Source organism: Flavobacterium franklandianum (genome assembly GCF_007097365.1).
GTDB classification, from domain to species: domain Bacteria; phylum Bacteroidota; class Bacteroidia; order Flavobacteriales; family Flavobacteriaceae; genus Flavobacterium; species Flavobacterium franklandianum.
The window spans coordinates 34,421-49,249 of record NZ_VJZR01000004.1 but is presented as its reverse complement, the minus strand read 5'-3'; the positions used below and the strand labels follow the sequence as shown (position 1 = coordinate 49,249).

Sequence of the window (14,829 nt, the reverse complement as noted above, 5' to 3'; positions counted from 1 at the left end):
TAATACAAAAAATATGTTATTCGAAGATTTATCACTTTCAAAAAGTATTCAAAAAGCCGTATTTGAAGAAGGCTATACACAACCCACACCCATCCAAGAAAAATCTATTCCACTAGTTTTAGCAGGAAGAGACTTAATAGGTTGCGCACAAACAGGAACAGGAAAAACAGCAGCATTTGCCATTCCAATTATACATCAATTGCACCGAATTGTAGGCTCATCAAAAAAAGCCAAAGAGATTCGGTCTCTAATAGTTACTCCTACCCGAGAATTAGCGGTTCAAATTGGGCAAAGTTTTGACACCTATGGCAAATATACCAATTTAGTGCAACTGACCATTTTTGGTGGTGTTTCTCAAGTTCCTCAAGTAGATGCACTTCGCAAAGGAGTGGATGTTTTGGTGGCAACACCGGGAAGGTTGCTTGATTTGCACAAACAAGGTTTCATCGATTTAGATCATTTGCATACTTTAGTCCTTGACGAAGCCGACCAAATGCTAGATATGGGATTTATAAACGATGTCAAGAAAATTGTAAAGCTTACGCCAAAAAACAGACAAACTTTGTTATTCTCAGCGACAATGCCAATGGCTATACGAGAATTGGCCGAAATGTTCTTGAAAGACCCCGAAAAAATAGAAGTTTCTCCCGTTTCCTCCACTGCCGAAAATGTTGAACAGCACGTTTATTTTGTCGAAAAAACCGAAAAAAGAAACTTGTTGTATCATTTAATCAAAAATCAAAACTTATCGGATGTTTTAGTTTTTTCAAGAACCAAACACGGCGCGGATAATGTGGTGAAAGCTTTGCGAAAAAATAATATTGCTGCCGAAGCCATTCATGGAGACAAATCGCAAAATGCCAGACAACGCGTTTTAGATGCTTTCAAAAAGAAAGAAATTGGCGTTCTTGTGGCTACTGATATTGCCGCTCGTGGTATTGATATTGACCAATTGCCTTATGTAATCAATTTTGATTTGCCTAATATTCCAGAAACTTATGTGCACAGAATTGGAAGAACTGGTCGTGCTGGAAATGAAGGAATTGCGATTTCCTTTTGCAGTAAAGACGAACATCAATATTGGAAAGACATTCAAAAACTAATCAAAGTAGATGTAAAAACAATAAGTGATCATCCCTATCCTTGGCATTCTGGAAGTCCTGAAACAGCTCCAGGAGGATCTACAAAACCAAAAAACTCCAACCGAAGTGGTGGCGCTCACAAATCAAGAAAATCAGACGCATCTAAACAAAATAAAAAACGGTGGTATTAATTCGCATTTAACTTCTGAACAATCAAAAAGCAAAAAAAACGCTGTCACAAGACGGCGTTTTTTGCTTTTATAATTTGATTATTAATCACCTGAAATAACTTTATTGACTCAAATGGTTTTATGATAATATCATTCATTCCAGCATCTAATGCTTCTTCGGTAATTTCGTCTTTGGCGAAAGCCGTCAAAGCAATAATAGGAGTTTGAATGCCTTTGAGACGAATTTTTCTGGTAGTTTCAAAACCACTTATTAGAGGCATATTTATATCCATTAAAATAACATCAAAAACATCTTTTTCTAGCACATCCAAAGCTTGAAATCCATCATCAACAATAAAGCAACTGCAATTGTTTTTTTCGATTATTTTCTTGGTAATGGTCTGATTGATTTTGTTATCTTCTACTACTAAAACCTTAAATATTTGTCCTGAACTTAAATCAACATTAATATTATTGATTATTTCGTTTGTTTTTTCAGGATCATATTCAAATGCTATTGTAAAAATAAATGTAGTTCCGACACCTACTTGACTTTCGAGCGAAATTTCACTATTGAAGAGTCCTAACAATCGTTTTACTATAGACAAACCAAGACCAGTTCCCTGATAATCAGTATCGTTTCTTCCTAGTTGCACAAATTTATCAAAAATTTTATCTTGGTCAGCGGCCTCAATTCCAACTCCATTATCAGAAATTTGAAACTCAATATGATGCAAATTATTTTCTACTTTAACTAAATCCGCACTAATAATTACTTCCCCGTTTTTGGTAAATTTCAATGCGTTACTTACGAGATTCATAAGTATTTGAGCCAATCGCAATTTGTCTCCAATAAGATATTCTGGAATTGCTGAATCTATTTTGACACTAATTTTATTTTTATGACTTTGTGAAATAAAAGAAAGGGCATTTTTTACTAATTTAATTTCATCCGAAAGATTGAAGGTTAAAATTTCGAGAATTATTCTGTTTTCTTCAATTTTATTTATTTGTAAAATATCATTAACAAGTGACAATAAATAACGAGCCGAAAATTTCAGCGAATTCAAATGAGGACTTTTTGCGAGTTCTTTATGCTCATCTAATAACAAATTGGTAATTCCAATAACGCCATACAACGGAGTTCTAAGTTCGTGGCTAATAGTCGATACAAATTGTGTTTTTGCACGAGATCCTTCCTCGGCTTTATCTTTAGCAATTAACAATTCTGCATTGGAAAGTGTAAGGTCGTAATTTGCCTTTTTCTTAAAATTATAATTTTTATAGAGCGAATACAACAACATTAATAAAACCAAAAATACCATTACAAATAAGACTACTATGATGCGCGATTTTTTTAAACTTTGCGCTTGTAATACATTTTCTGTTTCAATTCTATCAATTTCTCTTTTATATTCGTCCAATTCGAGATTAATTCCCGCAACATTGGCTTTTTTCAGCAATCCTTCGCTATAAATTTCCTCTGTGATTTTATGATAAATCACTAAGCTTTCATAAGCTTTTTTATAATCTCCTTTTTTTAATAAAAACTTAGAATATTCTTGGTTAGAAAAGGCTAAATCATTCTTTTCACCAAATTTTTTTCCAAGACTTATAGCAGTCAAAAAATACGATTCGGCAGTTTTATCAGCACCAATGTGATTGCTATATATACCATTTAGCATATTGAAAATAACTATTGTCGTTTCATCTCCAAATTTCGCATGGTATTTATTTATATACTGTAAATAGGGTAATCCATTTTCATATTGACCAATATCAAAGTAAGCCCAAGCTATATTTAGTTTGGTGAAAACAATTTGGGTAGTATCAGACACTTTTTGACTGTATTCTAAGGACTTTTTGTAATAATTGATTCCTTTTTGATACTCTTTTTTTTCAAAGCAATACACATTACCCAAATTATTATTTAAATAATTTTTGATGGTATCATTTTTGGTTTTATTAGCATAAGTTAACCCTTTTTTATAAAAGAATATAGCTTTGTCAAACTCAGATAATGCATCAAAATTAGCCGCGATAATATTATAAGATACTGCAATAAAATAATCATCCTTAATGATTGTAGCATTATTCAAACTCAATCTTGCTGTTTCTAGCGATTTTTCAAATTTTTCTGAATTCAAATATTTTACTGCACGTTTTACAGTATTTCGTATTTCAAGTTTAGAAGGAGTTTTAGTTTGTGCAAATGAAATAGTACTGAAAGAGTTCAGTGTAGTAAGTAATATTAATAATAAAAAAAGGCGGATTTGAGGCATGATTAATTAAAAACATTTCAAATATACATTATAAATTTATATTAAACTATATGACATAAGGTTTTTAAAAGTTATTCCTTAATATACAAAGATTCAAAATATAAATTAAAAATAAAAAGGATGTTCACAAAAAAACCCGCTCGAATAATCGAACGGGTATTTGCTATTTATATTGAATTAAATTTTCCTAAACAGAATCTTCACCCTCCCATTTTCCGACTACAGATGTTGCTAAAGCATTTCCTAAAACATTGGTTGCACTTCTAAACATATCACAGAAATGGTCTATTGGAAGAATCAAAGCGATACCTTCAATTGGAATTTTAAACATTCCGCAAGTAGCCGCTACAATAACTAAACTTGCCCTAGGAACTCCTGCAATTCCTTTACTTGTAAGCATTAAAACTAAAAGCATTGTCATTTGAGTTCCCATATCTAAATCGATTCCATAGGCTTGTGCGATAAATAAACTAGCAAAAGTCATATACATCATACTGCCATCTAAATTGAATGAATATCCCAAAGGCAACATAAAAGCTACGATTTTATCTTTTATTCCAAAGCGTTCTAATTCCTCCGTCAACTTTGGAAAAACTGCTTCGCTACTGGTTGTACTAAAGGCAATAATCAGCGGACCAACAATATGATTTAATAAAGTTTTCATTCTTTTTCCTAGAAAAATAAATCCAACTGCTAAAAGAAAAACCCATAAAGAACTAATTCCTACTAAAAATGATGCGAAAAACTTGATATAAGTAAACACTAATTCGTTTAGATCCTTGACAGCAAAAACACCTGCAATCGCCCCGAAAACGCCCATTGGAGCAAATTTCATTACATAATTTACCATTTTTAGTACAATATGCGATAATACTTCTATGGCATGTATTACAGGTTTTGCATAATTACCAATTGAAGCAGCAGCTAAACCGAAAAAGATAGAGAAAATTACAATTTGAATAATTTCATTATTCGCCATTGCTTCAACAATACTTTTGGGAATAATATGTTCGATAAAATTTTGTGTAGAAAAACTCTGCGTATTTCCTGTTACTTCCGCAGCGGTAGATAAATCGATATTGGACAAATTAAGTCCAACTCCAGGTTTCAAAACGTTGACCCAAAATAAACCTATCAAAAGTGAAATAAAAGATGCACTAAAAAACCAACCTAATGCTTTTCCTCCCACTCTACCAACGGTTTTAATATCACCTAACTTAGCAATACCAGGTACTAATGTACTGAATACCAATACTGCAATTATCATTTGCACTAAGCGAATAAAAACTGTAGCTAATATTTTTATCTTATCACTAAATTCTTTGGCAAAAGTCACATCATAATTATTATGGACATAAATGCCTAAAAATGCTCCTAAAAGCATTGCAATAACAATTTGAACAGTAAGATTTCCTAAAAAAGAAGTTTTTTTGGTTTCGGTTTTGGTCATTATTTTTAGGTTTAGTTTGCTGTATTCTGTTTGCAGTTCGCACTGAACATTACAAACAAAACACCAAAACTATTTGAAATATGTTTTGTTTATCAAATAAAAATCGGCAAGAACAATGGCAGCCATTGCTTCGACAATTGGAACTGCACGGGGAACAACACAAGGATCGTGACGACCTTTACCTTGCATTTCTGTAATATTTCCTTGATTGTCTAAAGATTCTTGCTTTTGCATGATAGTTGCCACTGGTTTGAAAGCTACTCGAAAATAAATATCCATTCCGTTGCTGATTCCACCTTGAATTCCGCCCGAGAGATTGGTTCTGGTAGTTCCATCTGGATTGTATAAATCATTGTGTTCACTTCCTTTCATTTTTGCTCCACAGAAACCGCTACCAAATTCGAATCCTTTTACGGCATTTATCGAGAGCATGGCTTTGCCCAATTCGGCGTGCAATTTATCGAAAACAGGTTCCCCTAAACCAATTGGAACATTTTGAATCACACAAGTTACAGTACCTCCAACGGTGTCGCCTTGTTTTTTTATCACACGAATGTATTCTTCCATTTCCGCAGCCATTTTTTCATCTGGACAACGTACAGGATTGCTTTCTATTTTAGAAAAATCTAAATCTTGATACGGTTTTTCGAGAAATAGTGGACCAACCGAAGAAACATAAGCATTGATTTTTATTTCTGGCAACATTTGTTTTGCAATCGCTCCTGCTACTACTCTACTGGCTGTTTCACGAGCAGAACTTCTTCCTCCGCCGCGATAATCGCGAACGCCATATTTTTTTTCGTACACATAATCGGCGTGACTAGGTCTGTAATTGTCTTTTATATGCGAATAATCATCCGATTTTTGATTGGTATTCGGGATGATAAATCCAATAGGAGTTCCTGTAGTTTTTCCTTCGAAAATTCCGGATAAGAATTGTACATCATCTGGCTCTTTTCGTTGGGTAACAATAGCGGATTGACCAGGTTTTCTTCGAGACATTTCAATTTGAATTGCCTCCAAATCTAATACAATTCCTGACGGGCATCCGTCAATTATTCCACCTAAGGCTTCTCCGTGAGATTCTCCAAAAGTTGTTATTCTAAATAGGGTTCCGTAGCTATTTCCTGCCATTATAATTAGTTTTGAACAAATATAATATTTTAGTTCAAAGTTCAAAAGTTTATCCCTTGATTTCAGGATAAACTTTTTAAAAACCGTTAGTACAAATTTGAATTTTAAAGTTAAAAAGCTACAATTTAACTTCTTGAATAATAAGAACTTCACAAAATTGAATCTATTATTGGTAAAAGTGTAAAATCCTGATACTCCCTTTTTTGAGAACAAATCTTACCAAACAAAAAAGCTGTAAAATGAACATTTTTAAGTAATAAATATGATTTTTTTTTATGTTTATATAATTTTTTTGTAAAATCTTAGTTTTAACTTTGTAAAAAATAAAAAATCAATTATGAAAAGAATTATTTTATCGGCTATCATGCTAATCGGATTAGCATTTACCACACAGGCTCAAGACATTTCAAAAAATGCATTAGGATTACGTTTAGGAGACAATAACGGTTTTGGTGGAGAAGTTTCTTATCAAAGAGGCTTATCAGATAACAATCGTTTGGAATTAGATTTGGGTTGGAGAAATAATGACAACGTTGATGGCTTCAAACTAGCGGGTATATACCAGTGGGTATGGAATATTGACGGAGGATTCAATTGGTATGCTGGAGTTGGTGGAGGTATTGGGAGTTGGAGCTATAACAATAACAATGACAACGGAACTTTCGTTTTTGCCGCTGGAGATATTGGAATAGAGTATGGTTTCAAAGAAGTGCCTATTTTACTTTCATTAGATTTCAGACCTGAAATAGGTGCTGTTAATTACTACGGAGATAATTATAGTTCAGATATCGCATTAGGAATTCGGTACCAATTCTAATCTAATTAGTCTTTTAAAATTTATAAATCCTACTCCATTAATTTAGAGTGGGATTTTTTATTTTATAATAATTTCTTTTTTAGAATTTATTCTCACCACACAATAGGGAGTTGTAATTTCTTGTGTAACTATTGAACCCGATTCTGGTGCAATTTCGTTAATCGTAATAATTATATTTTTATCAGTTTCGACAGCACTTTCAATCCCAATTTTATATCCACCTGATGTTTTTTCGCCCATATTCAAAACTATAAAATTAGAAGTTTGAATGTCGGTTGGCTTAATTTTGTTTTTTAATTTTTCGTCATTTTGCAACATGACGATTTCGTTTTCCTCAGATAAAATCTCATAAAAACGAATGCTTGCTCCTCCGTCTGATTGTTGAGTTAAGACCTCATACAAAGAATTCGCAACCGAAGTTTTTGTTGACGAAGCTCCACAAGAAACTAAAATTAAAGTGAGAAAAATTAAACCTATTTTTTTCATGAAAATTTATTTATAGCCTTATGATAAAGCTCTTCATACAAAGGCAGAATTTTTTCGATATCAAATTGCTTTGCAACAGATAACGCATTTTTTTTGAATTTATTTAACGTAGTTGTATCATTCAATATTTTCAGTGCGTTTTCGGCCATTTCATCAGTATTACCGATATCACTCAAATAACCTGAAATTCCATCAAAATTTACTTCAGGTAAACCTCCAGAATTAGTCGAAATTACGGGAACACTCCACGCCATTGCTTCGAGAGCAGCAAGTCCAAAACTTTCTGTTTCCGAAGGCAGCAAAAATAAATCGGTGTAACTCAATATTTTATCGATTTCATTACTGTTTCCAAAGAAAATCACTTTGTCTTGAATACCTAATTCGTGACATAAAAACTCTGCTTTTTCTTTCTCAGGTCCATCACCAACCATCATCAATTTGGCAGGAATTTGTTGTTGAATTTTATAAAATATTTTAATAATATCCGGTATTCGCTTTACTTTTCTAAAATTACTAATGTGTGTAATTATCCTTTCGTTTTCATTGGCCATAACCGATCTACGGCAAGAAATACTAGGATCAATAGTGTTTTTATCCAATTCGATAAAATTGGGAATCACTTGAATATCGTTCTTAATATTAAATAATTTAAGGGTATCCTCTTTCAAACTTTGCGAAACTGAAGTCACAAAATCGGATTTATTGATACTAAAAGTTACTGCAGTTTTATAAAAAGGATGATTACCAACCAAGGTAATATCCGTTCCATGAAGCGTGGTAACCATTGGGAGATTTATACCTTCATCTTTGAGCATTTGCTTTGCCATATACCCAGCGTAAGCGTGCGGGATGGCATAATGAACGTGTAATAATTCAATTTTATAAAGCTTCACCATATCGACTAATTTGCTTGACAAAGCCAATTCATACGGTTGAAAATGAAACAATGGATATTCCGGAACGTTCACTTCGTGGTAATACACATTAGGATTTAGTAGTGCTAAACGAACAGGTTGACTGTAGGTAATAAAATGAATTTCGTGACCACGACGAGCCAACTCAAGTCCTAATTCGGTGGCGACAACACCACTTCCGCCAAAAGTTGGATAACAAACAATTGCTATTTTCATGTGTATATTTTGATGAGAAGAACTTAATAAATTAGTATTTCCCAAATTGAAATTATGAATACTTGCTAAGGCTTTCGAACCTTATACTAGAAATTTATACTAGAAAAAACGACTGTGCCAACTATCCATAGCTGGAACTTCCCAAGATTCGTTATATTCTTCGATATTGTTTACGAGATTATTGAAAACGATGGTGTTTTCGGTAACGGCTTTTTCTTTGGCCATTTTCTTGAAATCGATTAAGGTTTTGTGTGCAATGTGTTCGCCATTTTTGAAAGTAACATTCATTTTATCGAGCAAATCTACATTGTATTTTTGCTCTAATTTTTGAATAAACTGAACCGAAGAATCGATAGAACAACCAGTCGCTGCTTGTACTTCCTGATTTACGGCAATAATTATAAATCGATTGTACTTCAGTTGATAGGAACATTCAAGACCAACGCTGTGCGCTTCCCATTTTTCAAGAAAGGAAATTACGTCAGCTTCTATTTCGGAAAATTCTGCATCCGAAAATTTTCTGTTGGACTGGTAAATCCAGATTTTGGATTCTAATGGTAAATTTTCGAAAGGAATTAGCATTTGATTTTAGATTTTAGATTTCAGGTTTTTTAATTTTAAATTAATTTACAAATCTTGGGCATTGGCGATTAGTTCTGCAATATCCATTATTTTTACTTGACCTTCTTTTTCTTTGTTTTTGATTCCGTCAGTCATCATTGTATTGCAAAAAGGACAACCTGCGGCAATAATATCGGGTTTAGTTTCAAGAGCATCTTCGGTTCTTTCGATGTTGATTTCTTTGTTTCCAGGTTCTGCATCTTTAAACATTTGAGCTCCTCCTGCTCCACAGCATAAACCGTTGGCACGAGAACGTTTCATTTCGACTAGTTCAACATCAAGTTTTTTGATTAAATCTCTGGGAGCTTCATAGACATTATTGGCTCTTCCTAAATAGCAAGGATCGTGAAATGTGATTCTTTTTCCTTTGAATTGTCCTCCTTCGATAGTTAATCTTCCATCGTCTAACAAAGATTTTAAAAACTCTGTATGATGCAAAACTTCATATTTTCCGCCTAATTCTGGGTATTCATTTTTTAAAGTGTTGAAACAATGCGGACAAGCCGTCACGATTTTTTTTATTTCGTAGCCATTCAAAACTTCAATATTGGTCATTGCTTGCATTTGAAACAAAAACTCGTTTCCAGCTCTTTTGGCGGGATCGCCAGAACAACTTTCTTCGGTTCCGAGAACGGCAAAGGAAACATTGGCACGATTCAAAATTCGGACAAATGCCTTTGTGATTTTTTTGGCTCTATCATCAAAACTTCCTGCACAACCTACCCAAAACAATACTTCGGGTTGTTTACCTTGAGATAGCATTTCGGCCATTGTTGGTACTATTAAGACTTCTGACATATATAAAGGTTTAAGGGTTTCAAGTTTTGAAAATCTGAAAGTTGAAACCGTTTTGTTTTATTTATTTATTTCCTCTCCGCGTGAGGGATAGCAGTGGAGCTCTTTTTTGTGAGGCTTTTTCTGCCTCACAAAAAAAGCGGGAACGTATAGCCCGACCCGTAGTTTTTACGGAGGGTCACGCCCAAATTATTCTATTCATTTTTCCAATTCAATCTATCTTGCTGATTGTATTGCCAAGGCGCACCGTTGTTTTCGATATTGGTCATCATTGTGTTTAATGAGTTTGGCGCTGCGCTTTGCTCCATAACCAAATAACGTCGTAAATCGATAATAATTGAGAGGGGACTGATATTCACAGGACATTCTTCAACGCAAGCATTACAGGATGTACACGCCCATAATTCTTCGGGTGTGATGTAATCGTTTAATAATGATTTATTGTCGGGAACGAAAATTCCTTTATTGGCATCGATATTTTTTCCAACTTCTTCGATTCTGTCTCTCGTATCCATCATAATTTTACGCGGCGATAATTTTTTGCCTGTAAGATTCGCTGGACAAGACGATGTGCAACGACCGCATTCGGTACACGTATAAGCGTTCAGTAATTGAACCCAATTCAAATCCTGAATATCACTAGCTCCAAATTTACTCGGCACCACATTCGCGTCAACAACTGGTGTGGCGTATGGATCGGCATTTGGATCCATCATCAATTTTACTTCGTTAGTTACAGATTCTAAATTGGAGAGTTGTCCTTTTGCATTTAAATCTGCAAAATAGGTGTTTGGGAAAGCCAATAGAATATGAAGGTGTTTTGAATAATACAAATAATTCATAAATATCAAAATCCCTATAATATGCAACCACCAAAATAATTCGTTGAGTAGCATCACCAATTCGCTGGAAACGCCATTGAATAAAGGTTGAATAAATTGACTTACAGGAAAAGAACCTGCCTTGATAAAATGCGAAAAACCTCCTGGAATGTTTTGTAAATGCAAATCGGAAGCGTTCATTAGCAGAAATAATGACATTAAAACTACTTCGAAATAGAGTATGTAATTGGCGTCTTTTTTGGGGAAACCGTTTAAATCTTTATGGATAAATCGTTTTAATTTAATGCTATTTCTTCTGATCCAAAAAGCAAATACTGCAACTAAAACCAACAAAGCTAATATTTCGAAAGAAGCAATCAATATATTGTAGAACGTTCCCAAAAAGGCGAAAACTCTATGGGTTCCAAATAATCCGTCGATAATAATTTCTAATAATTCGATATTGATGATGATAAACCCTGCGTAAACAATAATGTGAAGAATTCCCGCAACTGGTCTTTTAACCATTTTGGATTGTCCAAGGGCAATCATCGCCATATTTTTCGAACGGGCTTTGGGATTGTCTTTACGATTTATGGGAGTACCCAAGTTTATATTTCTGGTGATTTTTTTTATATTAATAAAAAAATAACCAAATCCTATAATTAATAGAATTGCAAATAAAATAGAATCTAAATAACCCATAATTACACGTTTTTTATTTGGAAACTGTATCGTTTACTGGAGCAACATAAGGTTTGTTTTTCTTTCCGAAGACGGATACGTTTACATAACGTGTTGGGTGAAGTCTTACGTCCTCTAATAATAATTCTAGTTCTTTTGAAGTTTTTTCTAAATTATTATACAACCCTTCATCATTGATAAGTTTCCCCATAGATCCTTTGCCTTCTTGAAGATTTGCCATCATTTTATCTACTTTTTCCAAAGTACTTTGCAAATTGGCCACCGTTTTTCCTAAATCGGCTTTGTCTAAAGAGTCTGATATTTTAGAAAAATTACTTGAAACTTTATTCAGGTTGGTCACAACACCGTTTATTTGTCCTTTATTGTCGTCAAGAATTGTATTGATACTCGAAGAAGCTTTGTGAAATTGTTCCATAGTTTTACTCAATTCCGCTAAACTATTCTTTAAATCTTGCTGTCCTTTGTTGTCTAAAACATTGTTAATTCCTGTTAATAAATTATCGGCATTGAGCAACACTTTCTCGAATTTTGCCTGAAGTGGAACCAATTGTTTTTTCAGGGCTTCGGTTAAATCTAATTCAGACAATCCAACTAAAATTTGTCCTTCGGCACTTTCTGATTTGTCGGCAAGATTAGGGTGAATCGCAATTTGTTTCCCATCTATAAAACCAGGTTTGTAAATCACCGCTGTGCTAGTTTTAGAAATAGGAAAATCTGTTTTAAGTTGCAGTTGAACCATTAGCTTTCCTGTGCTTTTATCTAAAGTAATTTTAGTTACTTTTCCCACAATCAAACCATTTATAGTGACGGATGCTGATGGAGATAAACCTTCAACATTGTCATATTGCACATAAAATGTTCGGTATTTATCTAAAAGGTCTCTGCCTTTCAGATAACTATATCCCCAAATAAATAGTAAAATTGTCGAGATGACAAGTATGGCAGTTTTAATTTCTCGTGATAATTTCAAAGTGTAAAATTTTAGACAAATTTAATATAAATAAATTAAACTTGGAGTTAATAATTTATTTGATTGCATCTTGCACACTAATCATTTCGCCATTTTTAAAGGCAATTATATAGGCTGAATCATATCCTTTGGATTTTGCTTCCTGCAATAATTTCTTAGCATCTTCATAATTAGAAGCTTCGCCATACATATATTTGTAATATTTACCTTCTGAAGACATCGTTATGTTTTTCAAACCTTTAAAATTACTTGAAATTAATTCTACATTCTTTACACTAGCTGATAACTGAACTTTAAAAATGATTGCAGAGCTATCTTTATTCTCCACTTGTTTTTTTTCAATTGTTGATGAAGTATCTTTAACTTGTTTAGCAATTATTTTCTTAAAAGTTCTTTCGTTAATATTATCGGTAGCATCAGCACCAAAATATTCTCTTTTGTAACTGACTATGGCATCGGCAATGGCTTGGGCAATATCGTTTTGACCCTCTTCAGAGTTTAATAAATTTCCTTCAACAGGATTAGAAATAAATCCAGTTTCAACTAAAACTCTAGGCATATAAGCTTTGTGGAGCACCATAAATGGGGCTTGTTTTACACCACCGTGTCTGATTTCTTTTCCTAAATCGGCAAATCTATCTTCAATTTTACTGGCTAAGGAAATACTATATTCTAAGTATTCTTCCTGCATAATGGTCATTCCAAGCATTGTTTCAGGAGAATTGGGATCAAAACCTTCATATTTTTGTTTGTAATCTTTTTCTAAGGAGATAACGGAGTTTTCCTTTTTTGCGGCTTCTAGATTAGAAGCTAATTTACTCATCCCCATTACATAAGTTTCGGTTCCCGAAGCCGAAGTATTTTTGTTGGCGTTGCAATGTATTGAAACAAAAATAGTAGCATCAGCCCGATTAGCAATATTGGCTCTTTCAATTAAATCTATAAAAACATCGGTTTTTCGGGTGTAAATCACATCTATTTTGGGATTCTGTTCTAATAGTTTTCCGACTTTTAGCACTAATGCCAAGTTGATATTTTTTTCGACTCGGCCACTATAAACCGCACCAAAATCGTGGTCACCGTGACCCGCATCCAGGGCAACCCTGAAAATATCAGATTGAGCAAATACAGAGCTATAAACAAACCATATCATAAATGATAGCTTGATAGACGACCTACTAAATTCTTTCATTAATTTCAATATTTTTACAAATTTAGTTTTATTGCTTCGCAACATCATTTACCATAGTACTTTTCCCGTCTTTTAAAGCAACAATATAAGCATCTACAAATCCTAATTTTTTTGCTTCTATTTTCATTTTATTGGCTTCATTAATACTCAATGTTTTACCATAAGTATATCGATAAATATTATTATTAAAAGTACTTGATACATTTTGTAATCCTTTAAACTGTTTCGAGTCCATTTGTATTCTTTTAGAAGTTGCAAAAAGTTGCACTCTATATACAGTATCGTTTGAAACCAACAAAGGTTTTACTACAAGATCAGCTTTACTTATTATTGCGACGTTTTCAGTATCATAGTTCTTTATGCTACTATTTATTTGTTCACCAAAATATTCTGTTTTATAGGATTTAATTGCATTTGCTATTTGCATCGCCATTTTATTCTGACCTTCCTCTGAATTCAAAAAAGTTCCTTCCTCTTTATTGGATAAAAAACCTAATTCAATTAATACTCCTGGCATAAAAACCGCATCTAAAACCCAAAGTGGCTGTTGTTTTACTCCTCTTGAATTTCTTTCTAAATTATGCGTAAAATTATTCTGAATTTTTGTTGCTAAATTAATACTGCTGTTTAAATTTTCTTCTTGTAACAAAGTCAATCCTATCAATGATTCGGGGTTTTTAGGATTGAAACCTTCATAGGTTTCTTTGTAATTATTTTCTAATAGGATAACCGAGTTTTCATTTTTGGCAACTTCTAAATTCATTCCGCTTCTGGATAATCCCATCACAAAAGTTTCTGTCCCGAAAGGAGCAAAATTTTTAACTGAATTACAATGAATAGATATATATAAATTTGCATTCGACTTATTGGCTATTTTAGGCCTGTTTATTAATTCAATAAATGTATCCGTAGTACGAGTAAAAATTATTTTAAAATCCTTTTCTTTTTCTAAAATAGCTCCCACTTTTAAGGTCGTTTTAAGTGCAATTTCTTTTTCACTAAATCCGTGATATGAATTACCTGGATCTTTTCCGCCATGACCTGCATCAAGAACAATTGTAAAATGTTGATTTTTTTGAGAATTTACTAACCCACAAATAAACAGCATTAAAATATTTATTGTATTATATATTTTATTGTTGGGTTTCATCTATTAAAGTTAATTTAATTAAAA

General features: G+C 33.1%; 13 protein-coding genes. 2 read left to right on the top strand and 11 right to left on the bottom strand.

The features are described from left to right. Positions 1-13: 13 nt before the first annotated feature. Complete coding sequence (locus FNW17_RS06645; protein ID WP_143391887.1) at positions 14-1,273, top strand: DEAD/DEAH box helicase; 1,260 nt, start codon at positions 14-16, stop codon at positions 1,271-1,273. Positions 1,274-1,317: 44 nt separating this feature from the next. Here the strand turns inward: FNW17_RS06645 and FNW17_RS06640 are convergent, their stop codons facing one another. From FNW17_RS06640 to aroC, 3 genes are all read right to left on the bottom strand, one after another. Next, entirely contained in the window at positions 1,318-3,534 is a 2,217-nt protein-coding gene (locus tag FNW17_RS06640; protein ID WP_144071217.1) for a response regulator, read from the bottom strand. Positions 3,535-3,721: 187 nt separating this feature from the next. After that, the gene (locus FNW17_RS06635) at positions 3,722-4,984 is read right to left on the bottom strand and encodes a dicarboxylate/amino acid:cation symporter (protein WP_143391885.1); all 1,263 of its coding nucleotides are present in this window, start codon (positions 4,982-4,984) and stop codon (positions 3,722-3,724) included. 69 nt (positions 4,985-5,053) lie between these two features. Further along, complete coding sequence (aroC, locus tag FNW17_RS06630) at positions 5,054-6,118, bottom strand: chorismate synthase (RefSeq protein ID WP_143391884.1); 1,065 nt, start codon at positions 6,116-6,118, stop codon at positions 5,054-5,056. Positions 6,119-6,455: 337 nt separating this feature from the next. Between aroC and FNW17_RS06625 the strand changes: the two genes are divergently transcribed. Next, entirely contained in the window at positions 6,456-6,935 is a 480-nt protein-coding gene (locus FNW17_RS06625; RefSeq protein WP_143391883.1) for a hypothetical protein, read from the top strand. A gap of 57 nt (positions 6,936-6,992) precedes the next feature. On the opposite strand, the gene FNW17_RS06620 is transcribed toward FNW17_RS06625, so the two are convergent. From FNW17_RS06620 to FNW17_RS06585, 8 genes are all read right to left on the bottom strand, one after another. Next, entirely contained in the window at positions 6,993-7,421 is a 429-nt protein-coding gene (locus tag FNW17_RS06620) for a protease complex subunit PrcB family protein (protein WP_143391882.1), read from the bottom strand. Continuing rightward, entirely contained in the window at positions 7,418-8,551 is a 1,134-nt protein-coding gene (bshA, locus tag FNW17_RS06615) for an N-acetyl-alpha-D-glucosaminyl L-malate synthase BshA (protein WP_143391881.1), read from the bottom strand. The genes FNW17_RS06620 and bshA overlap by 4 nt, the downstream gene beginning before the upstream one ends. Before the next feature lie 99 nt (positions 8,552-8,650). Continuing rightward, positions 8,651-9,133 (bottom strand): ABC transporter ATPase, encoded by a 483-nt coding sequence (locus FNW17_RS06610; RefSeq protein ID WP_143391880.1) that lies wholly within the window; start codon positions 9,131-9,133, stop codon positions 8,651-8,653. Positions 9,134-9,178: 45 nt separating this feature from the next. Continuing rightward, on the bottom strand, positions 9,179-9,970 hold the full coding sequence (locus FNW17_RS06605; RefSeq protein WP_143391879.1) for a (Fe-S)-binding protein: 792 nt from the start codon (positions 9,968-9,970) through the stop codon (positions 9,179-9,181). Between the two features lie 191 nt (positions 9,971-10,161). Continuing rightward, positions 10,162-11,493, bottom strand: coding sequence for a (Fe-S)-binding protein (locus FNW17_RS06600; protein ID WP_144071216.1), 1,332 nt, complete (start codon positions 11,491-11,493; stop codon positions 10,162-10,164). A gap of 13 nt (positions 11,494-11,506) precedes the next feature. Then, positions 11,507-12,463, bottom strand: a complete 957-nt coding sequence (locus tag FNW17_RS06595) for an MlaD family protein (protein WP_144071215.1) — start codon at positions 12,461-12,463, stop codon at positions 11,507-11,509. Positions 12,464-12,518: 55 nt separating this feature from the next. Next, positions 12,519-13,655, bottom strand: a complete 1,137-nt coding sequence (locus FNW17_RS06590) for an N-acetylmuramoyl-L-alanine amidase family protein (protein WP_144071214.1) — start codon at positions 13,653-13,655, stop codon at positions 12,519-12,521. Positions 13,656-13,683: 28 nt separating this feature from the next. Continuing rightward, the gene (locus FNW17_RS06585; RefSeq protein WP_144071213.1) at positions 13,684-14,805 is read right to left on the bottom strand and encodes an N-acetylmuramoyl-L-alanine amidase family protein; all 1,122 of its coding nucleotides are present in this window, start codon (positions 14,803-14,805) and stop codon (positions 13,684-13,686) included. Positions 14,806-14,829: the final 24 nt, after the last annotated feature.

Bases quoted from the DNA above. Each gene is read 5' to 3' on its own strand.
- FNW17_RS06645 (WP_143391887.1), top strand. From the start codon at position 14: ATGTTATTCGAAGATTTATCACTTTCAAAAAGTATTCAAAAAGCCGTA.
- FNW17_RS06640 (WP_144071217.1), bottom strand. From the start codon at position 3,534: ATGCCTCAAATCCGCCTTTTTTTATTATTAATATTACTTACTACACTG.
- FNW17_RS06635 (WP_143391885.1), bottom strand. From the start codon at position 4,984: ATGACCAAAACCGAAACCAAAAAAACTTCTTTTTTAGGAAATCTTACT.
- aroC (WP_143391884.1), bottom strand. From the start codon at position 6,118: ATGGCAGGAAATAGCTACGGAACCCTATTTAGAATAACAACTTTTGGA.
- FNW17_RS06625 (WP_143391883.1), top strand. From the start codon at position 6,456: ATGAAAAGAATTATTTTATCGGCTATCATGCTAATCGGATTAGCATTT.
- FNW17_RS06620 (WP_143391882.1), bottom strand. From the start codon at position 7,421: ATGAAAAAAATAGGTTTAATTTTTCTCACTTTAATTTTAGTTTCTTGT.
- bshA (WP_143391881.1), bottom strand. From the start codon at position 8,551: ATGAAAATAGCAATTGTTTGTTATCCAACTTTTGGCGGAAGTGGTGTT.
- FNW17_RS06610 (WP_143391880.1), bottom strand. From the start codon at position 9,133: ATGCTAATTCCTTTCGAAAATTTACCATTAGAATCCAAAATCTGGATT.
- FNW17_RS06605 (WP_143391879.1), bottom strand. From the start codon at position 9,970: ATGTCAGAAGTCTTAATAGTACCAACAATGGCCGAAATGCTATCTCAA.
- FNW17_RS06600 (WP_144071216.1), bottom strand. From the start codon at position 11,493: ATGGGTTATTTAGATTCTATTTTATTTGCAATTCTATTAATTATAGGA.
- FNW17_RS06590 (WP_144071214.1), bottom strand. From the start codon at position 13,655: ATGAAAGAATTTAGTAGGTCGTCTATCAAGCTATCATTTATGATATGG.
- FNW17_RS06585 (WP_144071213.1), bottom strand. From the start codon at position 14,805: ATGAAACCCAACAATAAAATATATAATACAATAAATATTTTAATGCTG.